Below are 20804 nucleotides of genomic sequence, written 5' to 3'. Positions count from 1 at the left end.
TTCCTACAGAGGCCACTGAAAAAATAACAATTTTTAAGGTGTTCAGTTAGAAATGTCCATATCTAGAAACTAAAAAAGCAGAAAGCGACTACATAAAGTAGGTTGCTTTCTGCTTTTCTCGGACTTAATGACTTTTTCAGTGGCCTCTTCCTACAGGGTCTCTTTTTCTATGCGTTTCACTTGTTCTGTACCAAACACCGCAGTGGGCTGCTCGTTTTCGAAATAAAGGCAGGCATCTTCATCAATGCCGTATCCGTAAGGCACTTGAAGCTGTTCTAAGCCAGCTATAAGATGTTGTTCATCTTGCCATTGAGAGAAGTGGACACTTATCAGCTGGTTATGCAGCAAGCCAAGTCCAGGTCCGCTCCATGCTTGTTGGTTATCTGTATCGCGGGGTGAGAGGAGCACTGTTTCCGGCATTAGAAGCGCTCCTGCACTATTACCGGCGACTGGAACCCCAGTTGCATATTTGTCCTTTAAAAGCTGCTTGAACGGCTGTTTTGCATAATGTGCATAGTATGTTTCGGAATGACCGCCACCGATAAAAATACCAGTAGCTGCGGCTAGTTGTTGTGCTGCTGCATCTGCGTCTAACATGCCTTCATTATTTGGAATAATAACCGAAATATTTCTTTCCGGGACACCTTGATTCAACCAGTGCTTTGTATAACGCGGCAGAAATGCTTCCCAACCTTCTCGGTAGACAATCAGCAGTGCGATTTTGGCATTTTTTCCGCCAGCTGCTCTGCTAAAGTGTACATTGGCTTCTCTCTGAGCGGTATTTCCTCCAAGTAAGTACAATCTTCGCTTCGGCATCCATCATCCCTCCGTTTTCCTGATTATACAATAAGTGCACATTTAATAGAGATGTGTTTTCTGTCACATACTAACATACAGTTAAGAAATGAACTGGAGGGAAACACATGGTCAGACCAGAGACGCTAAATGCTTGTAAAGAGATGTTGGAAAATCGGCTGCAAGAATTGAAACAAACATTAAAGGATCATTTTGGTGTCGAAATGTCGTATAACAAGGATGCAGTAGGTGAACTGAGCAATTATGATAACCATCCAGGAGATACAGCAACCGAATTATTCGAAAGAGAGAAAGACATCGCTTTAAATGACCACTTGGAGCAAGAACAGCAGGATATTGAAGCGGCGCTGGCAAGAATGAAGAAGGGCACTTACGGAATCTGTCAAAAGTCAGGGAAGCCAATACCTGATGAACGTCTGCTTGCCATGCCGACAGCGGAAACACTAGTAGAGTTCAAGCCGCAGCAAATGACACTGCATGATCGGCCGGCAGAAGAAGCAGTCATTCATCCGCGCCTGGAGGATTTGGAAGGAAAAGATGACGAAGAAGATTCGGAACATAATTTTTATGATGGAGAAGATACTTTGCAGGAATTGCAAGCGTACGGGTCATCTGAAACTCCTTCTGATTTTGTTAACTCGGAGAAAGATTATGGTTATATGGCAGTAAATTCCGGTGAAGAAATAGGCGGAGCAGAAGATATAGAAAACTTCCTAATCTCCGATATGCATGGAAAGTATGATGGTGTTAACGAAGATCATGAAAAATATGAAGATTATCTGGATGATGCAGATGTGACATCTATTTTGTATGAAGAATAAACGAAGCCGGGCGGAAATTGCCCGGCTTTTTGCTGTCCATCAGAAAGCGGGCATACATGCTTATTCAGCGGAATACGTTGTACTAAATGTACTGTATTCTAATTTTAAAGGGGTTGAAGCATGTTGACAGAAGCATGGACTTCGAGATTTTTCACACGTGAGGATCGTGCAGCGCGCGATTTTGTGCTGAAATTACCGGATGCTTGGTGGAGTCGCGGTTATGAATATAAATGGGCAGCTTCGTTCGTAGAGGCAGGAGATATTGTGCTGGATGCTGCCTCGGGAATCAGTCATCCATTTAAATTTCACTTAGCGGCCACAGCCCAAGCAGTCTATGCATGCGATATAGATGCAAGAATTATGGATGAACAGGCAATTATTGAAGACATAAGCAGGGATTTCGGGAAAGAAGAGGCAGCACGATTACCAGCAGAACTAATCCAAAGAATTTACCGTTCTGAAGCAGATCTGACCGCGCTACCATACGAAGATGCCCTTTTTGATAAGATATTCTGTATTTCGGTAATAGAACATTTGGATGTAAGTGTGCAAAAGCGTGCTTGGGAGCAGTTCAGCCGTACGTTAAAGCCAGGCGGTCTCGTAATCTTAACGTTCGATTATCCAACGGTTGATTTAAACGTTTTAAAGACATTAGCCGAGCTTGCAGGCTTGGAATTTGCTGGTGACGTTCAGACTGAAATGCCGGCAAATGCCCTGTTTGATGATCAATGGGGACGACTATATTGTTTTCGTGCTATTTTTCGAAAGAAGAAACCTCCGTCCATCTGATTAAAGTGGGATTGGCATCTAAAATACTTTCATACTGTGCTTTCTGTCCATACACAGCTTGCGGGTCTTGCTGCTGGTAGCGTTCATATTTTTGTTTTCGGTCCATCTCGTTCGCCCAGCCAAAATGTTTTACTCGTATATCGCTAATACCATTAGGCAGTTTGAATATATTCTCTGGAAATCGGCCGCAGTGGACAGGTGTTTCCAGCCACTCGTATGGAAAGGCAGGCTGGTAGCGCAGCAGAAACGGACGATAAAAAAGGTGAGCCTGCCAATAAGTATCCTCGCGGTAATGATTTTCATCCCAGAAATCAAATAAACGTAATGAATAAAGGTCAAGATCGGCTTGGTTCAAGAGCCGGTCTTTTACTGTTAAAAAGGCATTTTCCAGTACTTCATCAGCATCCAAATTCAAAATCCAGTCAGGCTCTTCAGCAATTGTTTCCTGCCATTGCTGTTTGCGTAGCTCAATCTCATTTGAAAAGCTGGAAGCAGTGTTTTCAATCAATTTTAGCGGCACGTTGTATGTTGCGCATAGTGCTTGGCAAATTTCTCTCGTGTTATCTGTACTGTGATCATCGATGATGACTGCTTGATCCACAGCGGCTAAACAACCGTGCAAAACACGTTCCAGATAGCGTCCTGCTTCATTTTTAACAATCATGGATAAAGTAAGCGTATTGCTGCGTGCTTTCGAGATACGTTGTGCAGAACCAGGCCAATTTTGTTCCCACTTATAAGCAGGAAGCTTTGCTAAATCTGTTTTTCGATAAAGGTGGAACGCAGGGTAATGGGTATCAACAAAGAGAGAGAGACCGAGTGCAGCAGCGCGAATACAAAAATGCCGATCTTCTCCCCAGAAAGAGAGATTAGGGATTTCGCCGAAATGGACGCCCTTTTCTATAGCATTTCTGCTGATTAGTGTACAAGCCCCTAAGCCGCCCACTTCATATAAACCGGGTTCTTGCATTTGACGGAGGAAAGCTTGATGTCTTTCTACGCGTTCTTCATCTGACAGAGATTCTCCGCGAGAATGGGAAAATTGATCATACTCATCTTTCAGCCAGACTTGCGGCAGAGCTTGCGTGCCTGGCTGCCATTGTGTCCAGAAGACACACGAAACAATATCCTTTTCACTAGCAAGCAGCTGGTTCAAAGTAGCGGGGTGCAAGATAAGATCAGAGTCGACAAAAAATACATAATCATACTGTTGCTCCAAAGCAAACGAGATAATTCGATTTTTCCATGCAGCTACTTTCCAAATAAGCGATTCAGTCCAGTAATGCGTATGTTCATCTTTCAAGTAAGGGTCGGTTCCTTCGGATGGGAGAATGGCTGTCGTCTGTTCTTTTGCAAACTTATAAAGCAAAGAGCTGGATTCAGGGTTATCATTATCATCAACAAAACAATAAGAAATGGACACGTCGTTTGTTTGAAGATCACGAAGCGAGTCTAGGTAGGCAGACAATATGTCAGGATCTTGTTTTACAGTGGTGCCAATCAATACATTAGTCATAAATCATGCTCCTTTATGTAAGGTCTGTTTATAATGTATTGGGCGTGAGCATGACTTGTGACGGATTAGACAAAAATAGTAGCTAAAATACTTTCTGACAAGCAGAAGTGTCTCACCTTGTTGTGTACGGCTAGCAATGCAATAACATCAAGCTTGCGCTAGTTATAACAAAAATACAAATTCGATATCCGCTCTATCTTTAAAGAGTGGTTGTTTTTTTTCGATCAATCAAATCCAAAAAAGCGATCATCCATGTTGCAGATGATCGCTTTTTATTGGAAAGGTGGAGCAGAGCCCTAGGCCGCTAGTATGACATTATGGGGATATCATGTTTTTTACGTTATTAGGATGCGGCCGCAATTTATCTAATCAATAAGCTGTGCTTATTGTTGTTGTTGTTCGGCGGTATTATTAGCTTGTGTCGCTTGCTCATTTGTTAGTGTAAGTTTCGCTGTTTCTTTGCTGCCATCTCGATAATAGGTCACGTTCACTTCATCTCCGATTTGTTTATCAGAATATAGGTATGAACGCAAATCAACCATGCTAGTGATATCTTGGTCGTCAATTTTCGTAATAACATCATATTGCTCAAGTCCTGCGTCCGCAGCTGCTGAACTTTCTACTACTTGGGCAAGCACAACACCTGCTGTTACATCGTCTGGTAAGTTCAATGTCCGCTGCTTGCTAGCTTGCGGCACTTGGTCCAAGCTTACAGCACCGATACCGATATAAGGACGTTCAACTTTACCGGATGTTTCCAATTGATTAATGAGTGGCTTCGCTGCATCAATTGGAATGGCGAAACCAATACCTTCTACTTCTTCTTGTGCAATCTTCATAGAGTTAATACCAATTACCTCGCCATTGGCATTAATTAAGGCGCCGCCACTGTTACCAGGGTTGATGGCAGCATCTGTTTGCAGTACTTCGGAAACCCAATCTTCTGTTCCGTCATTATTGGAATCAACGGCAACAGAACGATCGAGACCGCTGATGATTCCTTGTGTAACGGAACCGGCGAATTCAGATCCAAGTGGATTACCGATTGCGATAGCTTGCTGACCAACAGTTAAATCATCGGAAGTACCGAATGAAGCAACTGTATCAACATTCGTGCCATCAATTTCTAGTACAGCTAAATCACTAATTTCATCTTTGCCAAGCAATTTAGCTTTCTCTGTTTCTCCACTAGCTAGTGTCACTTCCAAGCTGGAAGCACCTTCGACAACGTGGTTGTTCGTTACGATGTATGCTTTTCCGTCTTCTTTTTTATAGATAACACCTGAACCAGAACCTGCTGCCTCTGATTCAGAGAATAAATCTGCTTGCTGCAAGTTCTCCACGCCTACGACAGCTGCAGAAGCACTTTGAATGGCAGAAGTTAAATTTTTTGTGCTAGTTTCAGTTGCTAATGTTTTGTTACTGGAAGTTGTGGTTGATATATTGTCTGTTCCCATAGTTGAAGGACTTGCTGCGTCAGATTTAAACGAAATAACATTAGTAAATACAAGGACAGCGACGATTGCGAGTACTAAAATACCACCTGCAATGCCGCTGATAAAACTTGTCCAGCCCTTGCCCTTCTGTTTCTGCTGCTGCGGCTGTTTCACCGGCTCATCTACTTGAATAGCATGTCCGTAAGTTGGCGTTTCTTCTTTTTGTTCAGACCTTCTGTATGGTTCATCTGTATAGGAAGGCTCTTGTTCGTTATCAGAATCATGCCGCTCATCTTCTGGGTATTCATCGTATTGTTTGTCGTTATCTTTATTCATATAAGACACCTCTTTCGTGTTGTTTGCGTTTTTCTATACTACCTATTTTACTGCCAGGCTTCGGGATTTATTTGGAGCAATTATGTAAAATATGTGGAATGGATAAATCGAAGAGAAAAGCTTTTCTTTTCTTAGATTTATGGGAAAATAGCGATAGAGAAGAAAGGAGTACGAGCATTTGTCACATCATATTATCGTTGTGGAAGACGATCAAAATATACGGAATATAGTAGAAGCATATTTAAAGAAGGAAGGTTACCGGATTAGTGTGGCTGAGACAGCTGAACTTGCTTTGGAGCTGGCAGAAAAGGAATTTCCGGATCTATGGATTATGGACATTATGCTGCCAGGCATGGACGGGTATGCGCTATGCAATAAGATTCGCCAAACAAGCGAGGTGCCAATTATTATCATCTCGGCAAAAGATGAAGAAATTGACAGAATTCTTGGTTTGGAACTGGGCGGCGATGATTACCTGACCAAACCTTTCAGCCCGCGGGAATTAGTTGCGCGTGTAAAGCGACTCTTTAAAAGGTGGAACCCGCAAACCCAACCTGAAACGCAGGCAGCTGTGAAACAAATGGACTTAGAAGCAGGTGATCTGCAACTTCATTTAGGAGAACGCCGTGTATACTGGCATGAAGAAGAAGTGGAAGTAACGGCAAAGGAATTTGAGATGATCGTTATTCTTGTTCAAAATCCTAATCGTGCCTTCTCGCGAGATGAGCTGCTGACAAAAGTGTGGGGAGAAGATTATTTCGGCAGTGACCGTGCTGTTGATGACTTGGTAAAACGGCTTCGCAAAAAGATGGAGGGAATTCCTATTGAAACGGTGTGGGGCTTTGGCTACCGGTTCAGGATGGATGAAGAATGAGACTGAAAACACAGCTGAATCTAGCTTTCACAACTTTGCTTATCATTGTGATGGGGTTCACAGCGATAACTTTGTATTCGCAATTGAAAAGTTTACTCGTGACCAATGAGACGAGACAGTTGGAAGAAAGCGGACAGATTTTACTTACGACAATTAGCGGCATAGACGAAATCCCTGTTCCTGCACTCGATTCCATGCTTAATAAATTGGACCTTAGCATGTTTCTTTATGACGAACAAGCAGAGGAAGTAACCTATACTAATTTAGTGAAATCAGATGCGAAGAAGCTTGCAGAAAGCCATGATACGGCTCCCACTCGTGAAAACACGATTTGGAAGGATAAGCAAAATAGCTTTGTTGTCAAATCAATTAAGATTGGACCGGAACAACATATGGTTATTCTTCGTCCTATCAGAGAACTGGAAGAAGTACAGCAAAGTTTCTTCCAGCGCATTCTGCTTGTTTTCTTAATCGGTGTTATGATAGCAATCTTAATCAGTACGTACTTAACACAGCGTTTAGTGCGGCCTTTAACCGAATTAAAATATCAGCTGAAAAAGATTCAGCGCCGTGAATTCGATAAGATTGAAACGGTTAAAGCGAGTGGAGAAATTAAGGAAGTAGAACAAAGCGCAATTGAGATGGCGAAGGAATTGAACCGCTATATTACATCTCAGCGTCAATTTTTCCAAAATGCCAGCCACGAATTAAAGACACCGCTCATGACGATTCAAGGCTATGCAGAGGGAATAAAAGACGGCGTCTTCACTGGCAAGGATCAAGAGAACGGGCTGGAAGTTGTTGTATCAGAGATTAATCGTTTAAAACAGCTGATAAATGAGATGATTTTGCTGGCCAAGCTGGACAGTGAAGAAGGAATTTATAAACAGGAACGAGTAGAGATAAAAGAGCTTATCAATCAGACCATAGACCGAGCGCTTCCCCTAGTAAGCGACAAAAATGTTAATTTGACGTACAATAAACCTTCTGACATTGTAATTAATGGGGATAAAGAGAAGCTGCTTCGGGCAATGATGAATATAACGTCTAATGCCATCCGTCACGCCAATAGTCAAGTTCATTTATCGGTACAGCCAAGCAGTATAAGAAGTGTCGAAATCACTATTTCAGATGATGGCCCAGGCATTTCAGATGAGTTACTGCCGAATATGTTCCAGCGTTTTGTAAAAGGGGACGGCGGTGAAACAGGACTCGGCTTGGCGATTTCTCGTGCTATCGTGGAAAGACATAATGGTACCATTAAAGCTGGTAAATCTGAGATGGGCGGCGCAAGCTTTACCATAATATTATAATGTAAATGTTTGCCTGTCCTATTGTACCAAGCACGAACTATGGTATAATTAACAGGTTGTAGTCGGATAGGATTACATGAAGAAGAGGAGACATGTATACATGCAATTAAGAGAAGATATTCGCAATATCGCGATTATTGCCCACGTTGACCACGGGAAAACAACTTTGGTTGACCAGTTGCTAAAATATTCTGGTACGTTTCGTGATAACGAACACGTGGATGAGCGCGCAATGGATTCCAATGACTTGGAAAAAGAGCGCGGTATTACAATCTTGGCGAAAAACACTGCGATTAACTATAACGATACACGAATTAACATATTGGATACACCAGGACACGCCGATTTCGGCGGTGAGGTAGAACGCGTACTGAAGATGGTAGACGGCGTTCTGCTTGTTGTTGATGCATACGAGGGTGCGATGCCGCAGACTCGATTCGTACTGAAAAAAGCATTGGAGCAAAAGCTTACTCCGGTTGTTGTTGTAAACAAAATCGACAAACCGAGTGCGCGTCCTGAGCATGTAATTGATGAAGTGCTTGATCTATTCATCGAACTTGGTGCAGATGACGATCAGCTTGAATTCCCAGTTGTGTACGCATCAGCATTGAACGGAACTTCTGGTGAAGAGCCAGAAGCACTAGAAGAATCTATGGACCCGATTTTCAACACAATCATGGAGAGCATTCCAGCACCAATTGACAATGCGGATGAAGGCTTGCAATTCCAGGTTACAATCTTGGATTACAACGACTTCCTAGGACGTATTGGTGTTGGTCGTATCTTCCGTGGTTCTGTTAAAGTTGGCGATCAGGTTTCATTGATGAAGAAAGATGGCTCTGTGAAGAACTTCCGTATTACGAAGCTATTCGGTTTCATTGGTTTGAAACGTACAGAAATTACAGAAGCAAAAGCTGGTGACATTGTTGCCGTTGCGGGTCTTGAAGATATTAACGTAGGGGAAACTGTCTGCTCGGTTGATAAGCCGGAAGCACTTCCAATCCCGCGTATCGACGAACCTACTTTGCAAATGACTTTCCTTGTGAACAACAGCCCGTTCGCAGGTAAAGAAGGGAAATACATTACTTCCCGCAAAATCGAAGAGCGTTTGCTTACACAGCTTGAGACAGACGTAAGTCTTCGTGTAGATCCAACTGATTCTCCTGATGCCTGGACTGTATCCGGCCGCGGTGAGCTTCACTTGTCTATCTTGATTGAAAACATGCGTCGTGAAGGCTATGAATTGCAGCTTTCCAAGCCGCAAGTAATTCTAAAAGAAATTGATGGCAAAATGTGTGAACCGGTAGAACGCGTACAAGCAGACGTTCCGGAAGATTACACTGGAGCTGTTATGGAATCCTTAGGTTCCCGTAAAGGCGAAATGGTTGATATGATCAACCAAGGTAACGGTCAAGTTCGTCTTGAATTCCGTGTACCTTCTCGTGGATTGATTGGTTATTCTACAGAGTTCATGTCCCAAACACGTGGATTTGGTATCTTGAACCATACATTCGACGGATATGAGCCAGTTGTTGCTGGACAAGTAGGCGGCCGTTCTAAAGGTGTTCTTGTTGCACTTGAGCAAGGTAAAGCATCTACTTACGGTATTATGAAATTAGAAGATCGCGGTATCATCTTCACTGCTCCAGGTACAGATGTATACGCAGGTATGATCGTCGGAGAACACAGCCGTGATAATGACTTGACTGTTAACATCGCAGTTGAGAAACATTTGACTAACGTACGTTCTGCGAATAAAGATCAAACTTCTACGATTCGTAAAACACGTGATTTGTCTCTTGAAGAAGCGATTGAATACTTGAATGACGATGAATACTGTGAAGTAACACCAGAATCCATTCGTCTTCGTAAGAAAATCCTTAACAAGAACGAACGCGAAAAAGCAACGAAAAAGAAAAAAGCATAATTGCTTATTGAAAAGCCCAGCATGCATATGCTGGGCTTTTTATTTTTCTTGAGATAAAAGTTCATATACCTTAAAATGGTAATAGTCCTACTTGGGCAGAAAGGATGGATGATATGATCAGGTTATGGAGCAGGCTCCGTTTTCTGTTCAATTTCCGCAAATCGATTCCATTTCTAAAAGCATTCTTTACTGCTAAAGAAGTGGCAGCAGCAAAGAAGGTAACCGCCATTGCATTGATTGTGTTGTATTTCGTCTTTCCATTCGATTTGATACCAGATTTCCTCATTGGAATCGGGTTAGTGGATGATTTAGCTGTAGCGACATTTATTCTCCAGCTCGTCGTTAAGATGGCGCCAGTACATTTGAAGGATAAGTATGATATTGATCGACATGATCATAAGATTATAAATACGTAAAAGGAGCGCCAAGCAGGCGCTCCTTTTTCTTTCAGCTGCAAGATGTTGCTGTAGTTCCAGATAATGACTTATCCTTAAAACCAAACAGCCACGTAAGCGAAAATGCTACTGCCATGGCAACTACGTTAACCAAAATGTACAGCGGTAGCTGACTATTTAGATAAAGCAATGTTCCAGGTATAACCGTTACACTCATGCCTGTTCCGGCTAAGTCAAATAAGGAAGCGAGGAACCCTCCAACACCGCCACCTATTAAGCCCATAATGAATGGCTTGACGTATCTTAAATTAACACCGAAGATAGCGGGTTCTGATATGCCAAGGAAAGCTGATAAGGAGGACGGTAGTGCTAGCGCTTTCAATTTCGCATCCTTGGTTTTAAGTCCAACAGCTAGACATGCAGCACCTTGAGCGGCCATCGCACAGGTAATAATTGCATTAAATGGATTTAACCCTCGATTTTCTAATAGTTGAATTTCAAGGAAATTGAAGATGTGATGGACGCCTGTAACCACAATAAGCTGATTGAGTAATCCGATTAGCAAGCCAGCTATTCCAAATGGTAAATCCAATACTGAAAGCGTACCATTCAAAACGAGATCCTCTAGAGAATGGAAGAATGGACCGATAGCGAACAAACCCAATGTAATCATAATTGTTAATGTAAGAAAAGGTGTAAGAATCAAATCAAGTGCTTCTGGTATACGGCGGCGCAGAGATTTTTCTAGTTTAGCGCCGATAAGACCAATAAAGAAAGCTGGCAGGACAGAGCCTTGATAACCAACAACAGGGATGAATCCAAATAAAGTGATTGCTTCAGCAGAACCATCCGCAACTGCATAGGCATTCGGCAAAGCCGGATTAACAAGCATTAAACCAAGGACAATTCCTAACACAGGACTTCCACCGAACACTTTGAACGAAGACCAAGCAACCAGTGCAGGAAGAAAAGCAAAGGCTGTATCTGTCAGTACTTCTGTATATAGGAGGAAGTTATCCGATATATCTTCTGGAGCTAAACCGAACAAACTGAGTATTTGATCTTGTGTAAGTAAGCCTCGCAGCCCCATAAACAAACCTGTTGCAACAAGTACTGGTATGATTGGTACAAACACATCTCCAAATGTTCGAATGGCACGCTGGAAAGGAGAGCCATCTTTCTTGGCGGCTTGCTTTACTTCTTGGACAGAAGCACTGTCAATGCCAATCGCGTTTACTTCTTCGTATATTCTGTTCACTGTACCTGTACCAAAGATGATTTGGTATTGCCCCGAATTGAAAAATGCTCCTTTTACTTTATCGATATTTTCAACTCTATCCTTATCGATCTTATCTTTTTCGTGTACAACAATCCGAAGGCGAGTAGCGCAATGCGCAATTGAAGAGACGTTCTCCTTTCCGCCGATTGCATCGATGACTTCTTGCGCAATTTTCTTGTTTTCCGACATTAATCTCATCCTTTCTGTATTTCAATCAGTTAAAACAACCACTGCGTAGCGTCAAATGAAGCTGTTCCTCCTTCGGCAAAGAAACTAATACCATTGCTGTCTTGGGAAGGAAATAGACGAGCTGTCATGACAGCCTCTCCATCGTTGATAAACACTTCTACAGATGATTGATCGACAAACAATCGCAGCTCCATCTTTTTGTTGTCTAATGGATAACGACGTATGTGACCGTTCTCCTGTGCTAATTTCTCCCCGGTTTGTGTACGATCTAAAAGAAGATGTTTCGTATTGGCATCATAATAAAGTAAGGTCTCCTCTTTATCTCCAGTTCGGAAGGCAATGCCGGCTTTAGATGCATCATCTAGTCTTAATACGCATACCAATTCATAGGAAGAGCTGTTCCAATCCTTTAGATGAATTTGACTGTTTGCGATCTTGTGTACAGCCTCTCTTTTTTCTTTCCGAAGCAGTTCCACTTCCTTGACCGGCCGCTGCAGCAGCTTGCTATCCTGAATCGTAAGCTCCCGCGCTAGTGTGAGACAGTGAGCCCAGCCATGCTGATCTGTTGGATATAACATATCAGGAAGGCCCATCCAGCCAATTAAGATTCGTCTGCCATCAGGAGTAAAAGTAGTCTGAGGGGCATAGAAATCAAAACCGCGATCTAATTCCTCGAATTTACCATGATGAAAACAGGCTTTATCTGGGTTCATCGGTTCACCAAGTAAATAGCCAGATTGATGAATGTTCTCAAACCGGTCCGGCTCTGCAGGCAGGCCCTGCGGACAAAAAAGGAGTACGCCTTTATCATCCAGTTCGAAATAATCAGGGCATTCCCACATATAGCCGAAATCAGGAAGGGAAGTTTTTAATTCGCCGATATAGGTCCAGTTTTGTTTATCCTCAGATTTGTAAAGCAGTACACATCCCGTTTGGTCAATACGCTGTGCTCCGAAGACGGCGTAATAGCTGTCTGCTGATTTCCACACTTTTGGATCGCGAAAATGAGCGGTGTATCCCGGAGGTGGTGAATCAACAAAAGGTAAATGCTGCTTGGTGATATGTCCTTGGCCATCTAGTACAGCTAAACACTGATAAGGATGCCGTTCCCAATCCTTGTCACGAGTATTTCCTGTATAAAAGAGGTAGAGCTTACCATCCTCGGATAAAGCGCTTCCAGAATAGGCGCCATGAGAGTCATATCTTCCGCCAGGTTCAATGCCTACTCCGTTGTCCTCCCAATGGACTAAATCAGCCGATGTCATATGGTACCAATACTTCATACCGTGGATGGGTCCGAAGGGATGCCATTGGTAGAAAAGATGGTACTTGCCATTGTAAAAGGCAAAACCGTTTGGATCATTTAACAGTCCTGTGTTTGGCTGAATATGATAATGCTGTCGCCATGGACTGGCATGAACACGAATAGCAAGCTGTTCCAATTCATTGGGTTCTGCATCGGACAAGAGGCGATACTTATTTACATCTCGCATCAAATCACCACTTTTCTTATTTTGGAACCGGTTCCATAAAGCGGTAAAAAAAACCAAAGACCTTAGGTTCCTTCATTGGAACCGGTTTCTTTGGTAATAGAATATACCGTGTCTTTCTTTTTGTCAACGCTTTCACGAACCGATATTTCCACGGGGGACGTGGTTAGCAGATCCCAATCAGCTTCTTCGACAAGCTGGACGATGCCTTCGCCTGCTTTTTTGCCAATGTCCAGATAGTTATAAGTGACTGTTGTCAAAGCGGGTGTCACAATTTCCGTTGTATCATAACCGCCAAAACCCGCTATAGAAAGATCCAGAGGAATGCGGAGACCTAACTGATGAGCGGCTTTAATAAGGCCTAAAGCAATATTATCGGTTGCTCCCACAATTACTGTTGCTTCTGTTTGAGGTAATAGGTGCAATGCTGTTTTCATTGCATCCTGCATACGGAAACTGGTTTCCGCATAATCTGCACGGCATTCGTGCCTTGCGAGTGCTTCTTGAAAGCCTCGTTTTCGCTCCATTCCGACAGCAATATCGCGCTCCGTCACCCCAAGAAAAAGGATGTGCCGATGACCTTGATTGAGAACATACTCTCCCATCATCCTGCCTGCTTCATAATCCTCATGTATTAAGCTTGGGAAAGATGGATGCTGCTGCCCGACTAATAGAAGCGGCAAATCTGCATCCCGAAAAGTGGAGATGTGCTCTTTTGTAATTTGAGCAGGCATAAGAATAATACCTGCAACTTTTTGTCTGGCAAAATTGTGAATCGCTTCAATCTCCCGTGCTATTTCCTGATTAGCACTGGCTATGAGCATTTGATAGCCATGGCTCCGCAAAGATTCATCAATACCAATCATGGTTTGTGAGGCAGCAAAAGAATCGAGACGGGGAACAATCGTACCGATCATGGCTGTTTTTTTAGCTTTGAGACTTTGAGCAAATGTGTTTGGAACGTACTTTTGCTCTGAGATAATACGCTCTAACTTTTTCTTTGTCGTATCACTGACAGAACCGCCATTCAAATAGCGAGATACTGTGCTTTTTGAAACGCCGGCCATTTTTGCTATATCCGCTATTGTCTTCATCTCTTCTATCCTTTCAAAAAGCAATGTTGTTCTCAGTATACTATGAGAATTGCGCAATTGTCATAGTGTCAGATTTCCCGGCGCAGTGCCCGAAGGACATCGACATTTGTCGCTTGTTTAGCTGGTCTTGAGCCAGATAGAATCGTTACAATCAAACAAATCGACACACTGATAGCCACGAGCAAGAATGGGATAGAAGAAAGATGCAGTGTCTCCGGAATTTCTTCGGAGAATATTTGCTCCAAGATAATTGGTACGCCGGCATTAACTGAGAAGCTGATCAGGTATGCCACAGCCGTTCCAATCAATGCGCCGGCGAGCCCAATAAATGTACTCTCCATGAGAAAGATTTGTTTGATCGTCTTTGGATTTGCTCCGATGGCTTTCATAATACCGATATCGGGTGCTCGTTCCGTTACTGCCATTGTCATCGTATTGTAAATGCCAATGGATGCGATTAATACAGCAATTGTACCTACGATAATCAGTCCAGCTTTGGCAACATTAAATAAGATATTAATGTTTTTGAATTCTTCCAAGTTAGAATAAGCTTGATAGTCTTTTTCCTCTAAGGAAGATAAGATACCGTCCACTGCTTCAGCATTAGAGGCATACACTTCCACTTGACCGTAAAGCGGATCTCCTTGCTTGGTGTAGTTGTCTGACATTTGTAATGTTTCATCCAGTTTTCTTTTCAAAGCAGGAGTCGTTTTGACGGTATTTATATAGACATATTCATTTGCTGATGCTGCTTCAATACCGACAATCTTGACAGTTTCTGTCGTGGCCCTTGGCTCATTTGTACCTTCTGGAGTGGCGGATGCTTGCAGCTCAACTTCCTTGTTAAGAAGATCCTCTTGATATTGATATTCAGTTTTAACCATGCCCTCATCCGTATATAGGTCTTTTTCTTCGACGTCATCCTGGGCGAGCCGTTTCGCAAAATCTTTGCTGACGACAATTTCATTTTCTGCTTCAGGTAATCTGCCGCTCTCCAGCTCTAGACCAACTTGTTTTTCCTTTTCAAAATTGACTGCAATCGCTTCGGGTATTTCATTTGTGTATCCGTCAATGTGGTAAGAGGTTTCACCTAAGTGCTGTATTTCTCGTACGGTTTTCACTCCCTCTATCTCCTGCAATTCCGAGATATTTTCACTTGTAAAGCCGATTTGATCTGCTTCATTTTTTCCGTAAATATCAATTTTCGTAATCACACTGCTTTCCAGCTGATCTTTTACGATAGAATCGTGCAAACCAAAACCGACGGAAGCGAGGACAATTAAAAAACAGCTTCCCATTGCTGCTGCAAGAATTGTCATGAAAACACGAACGCGATTCTTTTTCATATTTTGGCGTACAAACCGCCATTTATCTACGAATGTCATACCGGCATCACTCCATTCGCTTGGAGCATCTGACCATCTTTGATTTCCAGCTGTCGGTCAGCAATAGCCGCAACTTCTTGATCATGTGTTATTAAGAAAAAGGTAATCCCGTTCTGTTTATTTAGTTTACGAATGAGAGCAAGAAGTTCTGCCTCCGTATCACTATCTAAACTACCGGTTGGTTCATCCGCTAAAATTAAAGGCGGATCAAGTATGAGTGCTCTGGCGATTGCAACACGTTGCTGTTGGCCGCCGGATAACTCAGAAGGATAATGGTGGGGATATGCTTCGAGTTCCACTTGACGGAGCATATCGGCCACTTTTTGATCGCGAATTTGTTTGGACGTGCCATTAAGGATAAGTGGTAATTCAATATTTTGCGCAGCGGTCATGCTTGGGATCAGCTGGAAGTTTTGAAAGATGCAGCCGATGTGCTGCAAGCGAAAATCAGCCAGTCTGCCTTCATCCCAGGCAGTAATCGCTGCCCTGTTAATCTCCACTTCGCCGCTAGTCGGCTTAATAAAACCGCCGATGATATGCAGCAGTGTTGATTTTCCGGAGCCGCTTTTGCCGACAAGACTGACAATTTCTCCTTTTTGCACATGGAAATTAATATGGCGGAGCACTGGGACGACTGTTTCCTTTGCTTTCTTGCCCATTGTATAACGATGGGATACACCCTTTATTGTTATCATGTTTTCTCCTCCTGTTTTGCCTGCTATATATATAACGACGGCAAAACAGGGGGAAAGTATACAAAAAAAATCCTGCTGTTTTGTGAAACAGCAGGATTCGAACGAATTATCTTTTATTCTTCTTATGGAAGCCGCCGGCAATATCTGCTTGTTTGAACTCTTTGCGGAAACTTACTTCACGTGCATCCGATAGACTCACACCATTCATACGTACTGGCTGATAGTTATTATATTGTTTAGCCATGCGATCTCCTCCTTCATCGTGATATAACTAGTTTTCCCGACATCATAAAATTCTAAACAGGGGTTGCATCTGACGTTAAAATCGTTATAATAAGTAACAATATATGTAAGCTGATAAGAAAGAGAGTACTGCAGCAGGAAACGTTAGCGAGTCCCGGATGGTGAAAGCGGGATGTGGAGAGCGGCAGGAACCGGACTTTCTTGGCAGCAGCCTTGAACGTACGGAAAAGTAGGGGCTGCCGGGATATCAATCTCGTTATCAAGTTGAGCTGGTCTGTAAAAGACAATTAGAGTGGTACCGCGGAATAACCCGTCTCTTCCAAATGGAAGAGACGGGTTATTTTTATTTTAGGAGGAATGAGACATGTACAAATCAATTGCAGCTGAACTAGTAGCTGAAGCACTGCACAAATCAACCGAAGAAACAGCGAAACTGATTGAAAGACCGAAGCAGCTGCAGCATGGAGATTATGCTTTTCCTTGTTTTGCATTAGCGAAAGAAAAGAGAAAATCGCCGCAGCATATTGCAAGTGAACTAGCAGCAAATCTATCGAACCCAGCATTCTCTGTTATCGAGGCAATGGGAGGCTATGTGAATTTCACGCTTAACAAAGAACATGCAGCCAGCCAGGTGCTGCAAACGATTCAACAACAGCAAGTTGCGTATGGAAGTACAACGGTTGGACAGGGGGAGGTGGTGACAATTGATTTGTCATCTCCAAACATCGCCAAGCCGTTTTCAATGGGGCATCTTCGCTCTACTGTGATCGGCAACAGCATAGGTCTTTTGCTGGAAAAACAGGGCTATCAGGTTGTAAGAATTAATCATGTTGGAGACTGGGGAACGCAATTTGGCAAATTAATTTGTGCGTATGAGAAATGGGGAGATGAAGCGAAAGTTCGCAGGAACACGATTCCGGAGCTGCTGAAGCTGTACATTCGTTATCATGAAGAAGCCGTACAAAATGAGCAGCTAGTTCAAGAAGGGCGAGACTGGTTCCGCAGATTGGAGCAGGGAGACGCATACGCAAATAAGCTTTGGCGCTGGTTCCGTGATGTGTCAATGGAAGAATTCGGGCGTGTGTATGAGCTGATGGGCGTGAAGTTTGATTCAGATGCAGGAGAGGCATTTTATAATAATAAAATGGATCGCGTTGTCAAAGAACTAGAACAAAAAGGGCTGCTCAGTTTGTCGGAAGGTGCACAAGTAGTCCAATTAGATGCATACAATCTGCCGCCTAGCTTGATCAAAAAGAAAGATGGAGCAACACTTTACGCAACGCGCGATCTTGCAGCAGCAATCTACCGCAAGGAAAGCTATAACTTCTCGAGAAGTTTATACGTTGTCGGGCATGAGCAAAGTCTGCATTTCCAGCAACTGAAAATCGTCCTAACGAAAATGGGATATGATTGGTCGGATGGTGTTACCCATATTCCATTTGGTATGGTACTACAGGATGGGAAAAAAATGTCGACTCGTAAGGGAAAGCTTGTGCTTCTGGACAAAGTATTAGAACAGGCTATACAGCTTGCAGACGCTAATATTTCCAAAAAGAACCCAAGCTTAATCAATAAAGCTGAAGTGGCAAGACAAGTAGGCGTGGGTGCGGTGTTATTTCACGACTTGAAGCAGGAACGTATCCATGATATTGATTTTTCACTTGAGGATATGCTTCGAGTCGAAGGAGAGACAGGTCCATATGTACAATATACCCATGCCCGTGCTTGCACACTGCTTGCCAAAAGAGAGATGGATCTTGCCAATTCGGAAATTGATAAAGATACCGCTGCAGAGGCATGGCCAATTCTATCTCAATTGCTTCAGTTCCCAGAGGCTGTTACGTATGCAGCGGTTAACTACGATCCTTCCCGTATCGCAAAATACGTGATTGACCTAGCGCAAGTGTTTAACAGCTATTACGGCAGAGTACGTATCTTGAATGAAGACGAAAAGCTGGCAGCTCGATTAGCCATCGTCACTGCCGTCAAAACTGTTTTAGCAGAAGGGCTACGTCTTCTCGGCATCGGAGCTCCAAAACAAATGTAGTTAACGCCAAATTGAGTCTCCAGTAACAGGATCTTGCTGCGGTAGCGGGACGTTATGAATTTCTTGTAATGCTTGTTGGTATTCACCTTGTTTGTCTGTTTTTGTATCAAAGAACATGCCGTCTGGGTAAGCACCGATTACTTGAAAATCTTCAGTTTGCTGCAGCCGTCTATGCGCCGTTCCTGCTGGCAGCACAATCACATCGCCGCGTGATAGTTGCATCTGTTCGCCTGCGGGCCCGCCTAGCTGGACGGTAGCATGCCCGCTTAGAACACCGAGAACTTCGTGGGCAGTACTATGATAATGATGATAAGGAAAGATTCCGTTTATCCAGCTGTTCTTCCAGTTATTCGCGCGGAACACTTCTTGCATTGTATCGGTGTCGCGGATGCTGTCAGGATGATACAGCACAGGCAGTTTGCTGTTTGGATAGGTGCCGTCGTCATGAAAATAAAATGTTAGCATGCGATATCTCCTTTGTAATCATTCCCCATGTTAACGGGGAATGTATACCATTTTCTACAAAAAGTGCTGTTTTTCATCCTGTTCTGCGTATATAATACTAGTAAAATACGCACAGACAGGCGGCGGAGAATGAATAAAACAGCGATTACAATTGGATTAGCAATTCTGGTTATGTTAACGGCATGCGGCGGTGGTACGCCGAAACAGGAAGCAAAAGCAGTCCAAGCCGCACAGCAGAATACAATAGAGCTGGAGGCGAAGAAGGAGCCGGTTCAAAAAGCTATTTCTGTTACAGCTATTGGGGATGTACTGCTGCATAGCTCTATTTATTCAGAAGCGAAAAATGAGACAGGCTATAATTTTGCCCCGATGTTTCAAGAAGTTAAACTATACTTAAAAGAGACGACGCTCACGGTAGCAAATCAGGAATCCATCATGGGAGGAGAAGCGATCGGTGTGTCCACGTATCCAACCTTTAACAGTCCAGATGAAATTGGCGATACTTTGAAGGATGCGGGCGTAGATGTTGTTACGATGGCCAATAACCATACGTTAGACCAAGGAGAAGCCGGTATTAAGCATGCGGCTGCACAGTATGAAAAGATTGGCTTGGCATATACTGGAGCGTATGCAAATAAGCAGGATGGTGAAAAACTAACAATTGAAACTACACCGGAAGGCATTTCTGTCGCATTTCTCAGCTATACGTATGGCACGAATGGTATTCCGGTGCCAGAGGGAAAAGATTATCTTGTTAATTTGATAGATAAGCAAAAAATCAAAGACGATATAAAACGAGCAAAGCAAGCAGCTGATGCAACTGTTGTCAGCCTTCATTTTGGTACCGAATATCAAGATAATCCAAATGAAGAGCAAAAACAACTTGTCCAATTGGTTGCAGACGAAGGTGCAACAGCAATATTAGGCAGCCACCCGCATGTGCTGCAGCCAGTACAATGGCTGACAGGGAAAGATGGCAATAAGACGCTTGCCATCTATTCGCTAGGTAACTTTATCGCAGCGCAAGAAGAGACGGATCGGCGTATAGGAGCTGCTTTCCAATTTGATTTAGAAAAAGAGGGACAGACTGTCACAGCCGCGAATCCACGTATGCTTTTAACTTATTTAACCTTTACGAATTGGCATGACTATCGCATTGAACCTATGTATCAACTACCAGGAATGAAGACGGCATATGAGGCGAAGAAAAAACATATGGCAAAGTTAGTTCCTGAGCTTACGTTTATAGAAGAAGCGCCCGAGAGCTAACTGCTTGCTTTCATTCCGTCGTGTACCGTATCTTTAGTAAGACATGCAAAAGGGGGAAACCGAGAATGGAACATATCAACACAAAAGAAAGATTTAATGAAGTTATTGCTAGCGAGGAGCCGGTTATCGTGAAGTTTTTCGCGGACTGGTGCCCGGATTGTAAGCGTATGGACATGTTTATTGACCTAGTTCTTGCGGAATATGGCAATTATAAATGGTTTGAGCTGAATAATGATGAAGTACCTGACGTTGCTTCTGAGCAGGAAGTAATGGGGATACCAAGCATCCTAATCTTCCAAAACGGTGAAAAACTGGCGCATTTACACAGCGCAAATGCAAAATCTCCAGAAGAAGTTATTGCTTTTCTTCAGCAGCAGCTTGGATAAGTCGGAGAAAGAAAGCTTTCCTGGATAACCGGGAAAGCT

At 43.1% G+C, this 20804-nt stretch carries 19 protein-coding genes and 1 other annotated feature; of the genes, 9 read left to right on the top strand and 10 right to left on the bottom strand.

Annotation, left to right across the window (positions count from 1 at the left end; all coding sequences use genetic code 11):
• Positions 1-150 precede the first annotated feature (150 nt).
• Positions 151-816: a Type 1 glutamine amidotransferase-like domain-containing protein gene (locus tag B1K52_RS02985; RefSeq protein WP_077305232.1), complete on the bottom strand. Its 666-nt coding sequence runs from the start codon at positions 814-816 to the stop codon at positions 151-153.
• A 107-nt stretch (positions 817-923) separates the two neighbouring features.
• On the opposite strand from B1K52_RS02985, the gene B1K52_RS02980 reads away from it, so the two are divergent.
• Both B1K52_RS02980 and B1K52_RS02975 read left to right on the top strand, forming a co-directional pair.
• On the top strand, positions 924-1637 hold the full coding sequence (locus B1K52_RS02980) for a TraR/DksA C4-type zinc finger protein (protein ID WP_077305231.1): 714 nt from the start codon (positions 924-926) through the stop codon (positions 1635-1637).
• Between the two features lie 120 nt (positions 1638-1757).
• Positions 1758-2426: a class I SAM-dependent methyltransferase gene (locus B1K52_RS02975; protein WP_077305230.1), complete on the top strand. Its 669-nt coding sequence runs from the start codon at positions 1758-1760 to the stop codon at positions 2424-2426.
• On the opposite strand, the gene B1K52_RS02970 is transcribed toward B1K52_RS02975, so the two are convergent.
• Both B1K52_RS02970 and B1K52_RS02965 read right to left on the bottom strand, forming a co-directional pair.
• Positions 2392-3942, bottom strand: coding sequence for a glycosyltransferase family 2 protein (locus tag B1K52_RS02970; protein ID WP_077305229.1), 1551 nt, complete (start codon positions 3940-3942; stop codon positions 2392-2394). The two genes, B1K52_RS02975 and B1K52_RS02970, sit on opposite strands and share 35 nt — an antisense overlap.
• 383 nt (positions 3943-4325) lie before the next feature.
• Positions 4326-5714, bottom strand: a complete 1389-nt coding sequence (locus tag B1K52_RS02965; protein ID WP_077305228.1) for a S1C family serine protease — start codon at positions 5712-5714, stop codon at positions 4326-4328.
• 178 nt (positions 5715-5892) lie between these two features.
• Here B1K52_RS02965 and B1K52_RS02960 point away from each other — a divergent pair, with 178 nt between their 5' ends.
• From B1K52_RS02960 to B1K52_RS02940, 4 genes are all read left to right on the top strand, one after another.
• Positions 5893-6588, top strand: coding sequence for a response regulator transcription factor (locus B1K52_RS02960; protein ID WP_077305227.1), 696 nt, complete (start codon positions 5893-5895; stop codon positions 6586-6588).
• Complete coding sequence (locus B1K52_RS02955; RefSeq protein ID WP_077305226.1) at positions 6585-7901, top strand: sensor histidine kinase; 1317 nt, start codon at positions 6585-6587, stop codon at positions 7899-7901. The genes B1K52_RS02960 and B1K52_RS02955 overlap by 4 nt, the downstream gene beginning before the upstream one ends.
• Positions 7902-8001: 100 nt before the next feature.
• Positions 8002-9828 (top strand): translational GTPase TypA, encoded by a 1827-nt coding sequence (gene typA, locus B1K52_RS02945; protein WP_077305225.1) that lies wholly within the window; start codon positions 8002-8004, stop codon positions 9826-9828.
• Between the two features lie 113 nt (positions 9829-9941).
• Complete coding sequence (locus B1K52_RS02940; RefSeq protein WP_077305224.1) at positions 9942-10244, top strand: YkvA family protein; 303 nt, start codon at positions 9942-9944, stop codon at positions 10242-10244.
• A 31-nt stretch (positions 10245-10275) separates the two neighbouring features.
• Here B1K52_RS02940 and B1K52_RS02935 read toward each other — a convergent pair whose 3' ends face one another.
• The 6 genes from B1K52_RS02935 to B1K52_RS17830 all read right to left on the bottom strand — a co-directional run bounded on the left by B1K52_RS02935 (position 10276) and on the right by B1K52_RS17830 (position 16599).
• Positions 10276-11691: a sucrose-specific PTS transporter subunit IIBC gene (locus B1K52_RS02935; RefSeq protein WP_077305223.1), complete on the bottom strand. Its 1416-nt coding sequence runs from the start codon at positions 11689-11691 to the stop codon at positions 10276-10278.
• A gap of 29 nt (positions 11692-11720) precedes the next feature.
• Complete coding sequence (locus B1K52_RS02930) at positions 11721-13184, bottom strand: glycoside hydrolase family 32 protein (RefSeq protein ID WP_077305222.1); 1464 nt, start codon at positions 13182-13184, stop codon at positions 11721-11723.
• 62 nt (positions 13185-13246) lie between these two features.
• Positions 13247-14275 carry a LacI family DNA-binding transcriptional regulator gene (locus B1K52_RS02925; protein ID WP_077305221.1) on the bottom strand — a complete coding sequence of 343 codons (1029 nt, stop codon included), beginning with the start codon at positions 14273-14275 and terminating at the stop codon, positions 13247-13249.
• A 68-nt stretch (positions 14276-14343) separates the two neighbouring features.
• Positions 14344-15660 carry an ABC transporter permease gene (locus tag B1K52_RS02920; protein WP_077305220.1) on the bottom strand — a complete coding sequence of 439 codons (1317 nt, stop codon included), beginning with the start codon at positions 15658-15660 and terminating at the stop codon, positions 14344-14346.
• Positions 15657-16355 carry an ABC transporter ATP-binding protein gene (locus B1K52_RS02915; RefSeq protein ID WP_077305219.1) on the bottom strand — a complete coding sequence of 233 codons (699 nt, stop codon included), beginning with the start codon at positions 16353-16355 and terminating at the stop codon, positions 15657-15659. The genes B1K52_RS02920 and B1K52_RS02915 overlap by 4 nt, the downstream gene beginning before the upstream one ends.
• A 106-nt stretch (positions 16356-16461) precedes the next feature.
• Complete coding sequence (locus B1K52_RS17830) at positions 16462-16599, bottom strand: YfhE family protein (RefSeq protein ID WP_179106443.1); 138 nt, start codon at positions 16597-16599, stop codon at positions 16462-16464.
• A gap of 103 nt (positions 16600-16702) precedes the next feature.
• Positions 16703-16919: a binding site (T-box leader), on the top strand.
• 43 nt (positions 16920-16962) lie between these two features.
• On the opposite strand from B1K52_RS17830, the gene argS reads away from it, so the two are divergent.
• On the top strand, positions 16963-18645 hold the full coding sequence (gene argS / locus B1K52_RS02910) for an arginine--tRNA ligase (protein ID WP_077305218.1): 1683 nt from the start codon (positions 16963-16965) through the stop codon (positions 18643-18645).
• Here the strand turns inward: argS and B1K52_RS02905 are convergent, their stop codons facing one another.
• Positions 18646-19110, bottom strand: a complete 465-nt coding sequence (locus tag B1K52_RS02905) for a cupin domain-containing protein (protein WP_077305217.1) — start codon at positions 19108-19110, stop codon at positions 18646-18648.
• Positions 19111-19239: 129 nt separating this feature from the next.
• Between B1K52_RS02905 and B1K52_RS02900 the strand changes: the two genes are divergently transcribed.
• Together B1K52_RS02900 and B1K52_RS02895 are read left to right on the top strand one after the other, a co-directional pair.
• Positions 19240-20379: a CapA family protein gene (locus B1K52_RS02900; protein ID WP_077305216.1), complete on the top strand. Its 1140-nt coding sequence runs from the start codon at positions 19240-19242 to the stop codon at positions 20377-20379.
• Between the two features lie 65 nt (positions 20380-20444).
• Positions 20445-20765 (top strand): thioredoxin family protein, encoded by a 321-nt coding sequence (locus B1K52_RS02895; protein WP_077305215.1) that lies wholly within the window; start codon positions 20445-20447, stop codon positions 20763-20765.
• The last annotated feature ends 39 nt before the right edge of the window (positions 20766-20804 follow it).

It is taken from the genome of Terribacillus halophilus, assembly GCF_900162685.1.
In the GTDB taxonomy this organism is placed as follows: domain Bacteria; phylum Bacillota; class Bacilli; order Bacillales; family Amphibacillaceae; genus Terribacillus; species Terribacillus halophilus_A.
The sequence above is the reverse complement of the archived record's forward strand: the minus strand, read 5'-3'. Positions and strand labels throughout refer to the sequence as shown.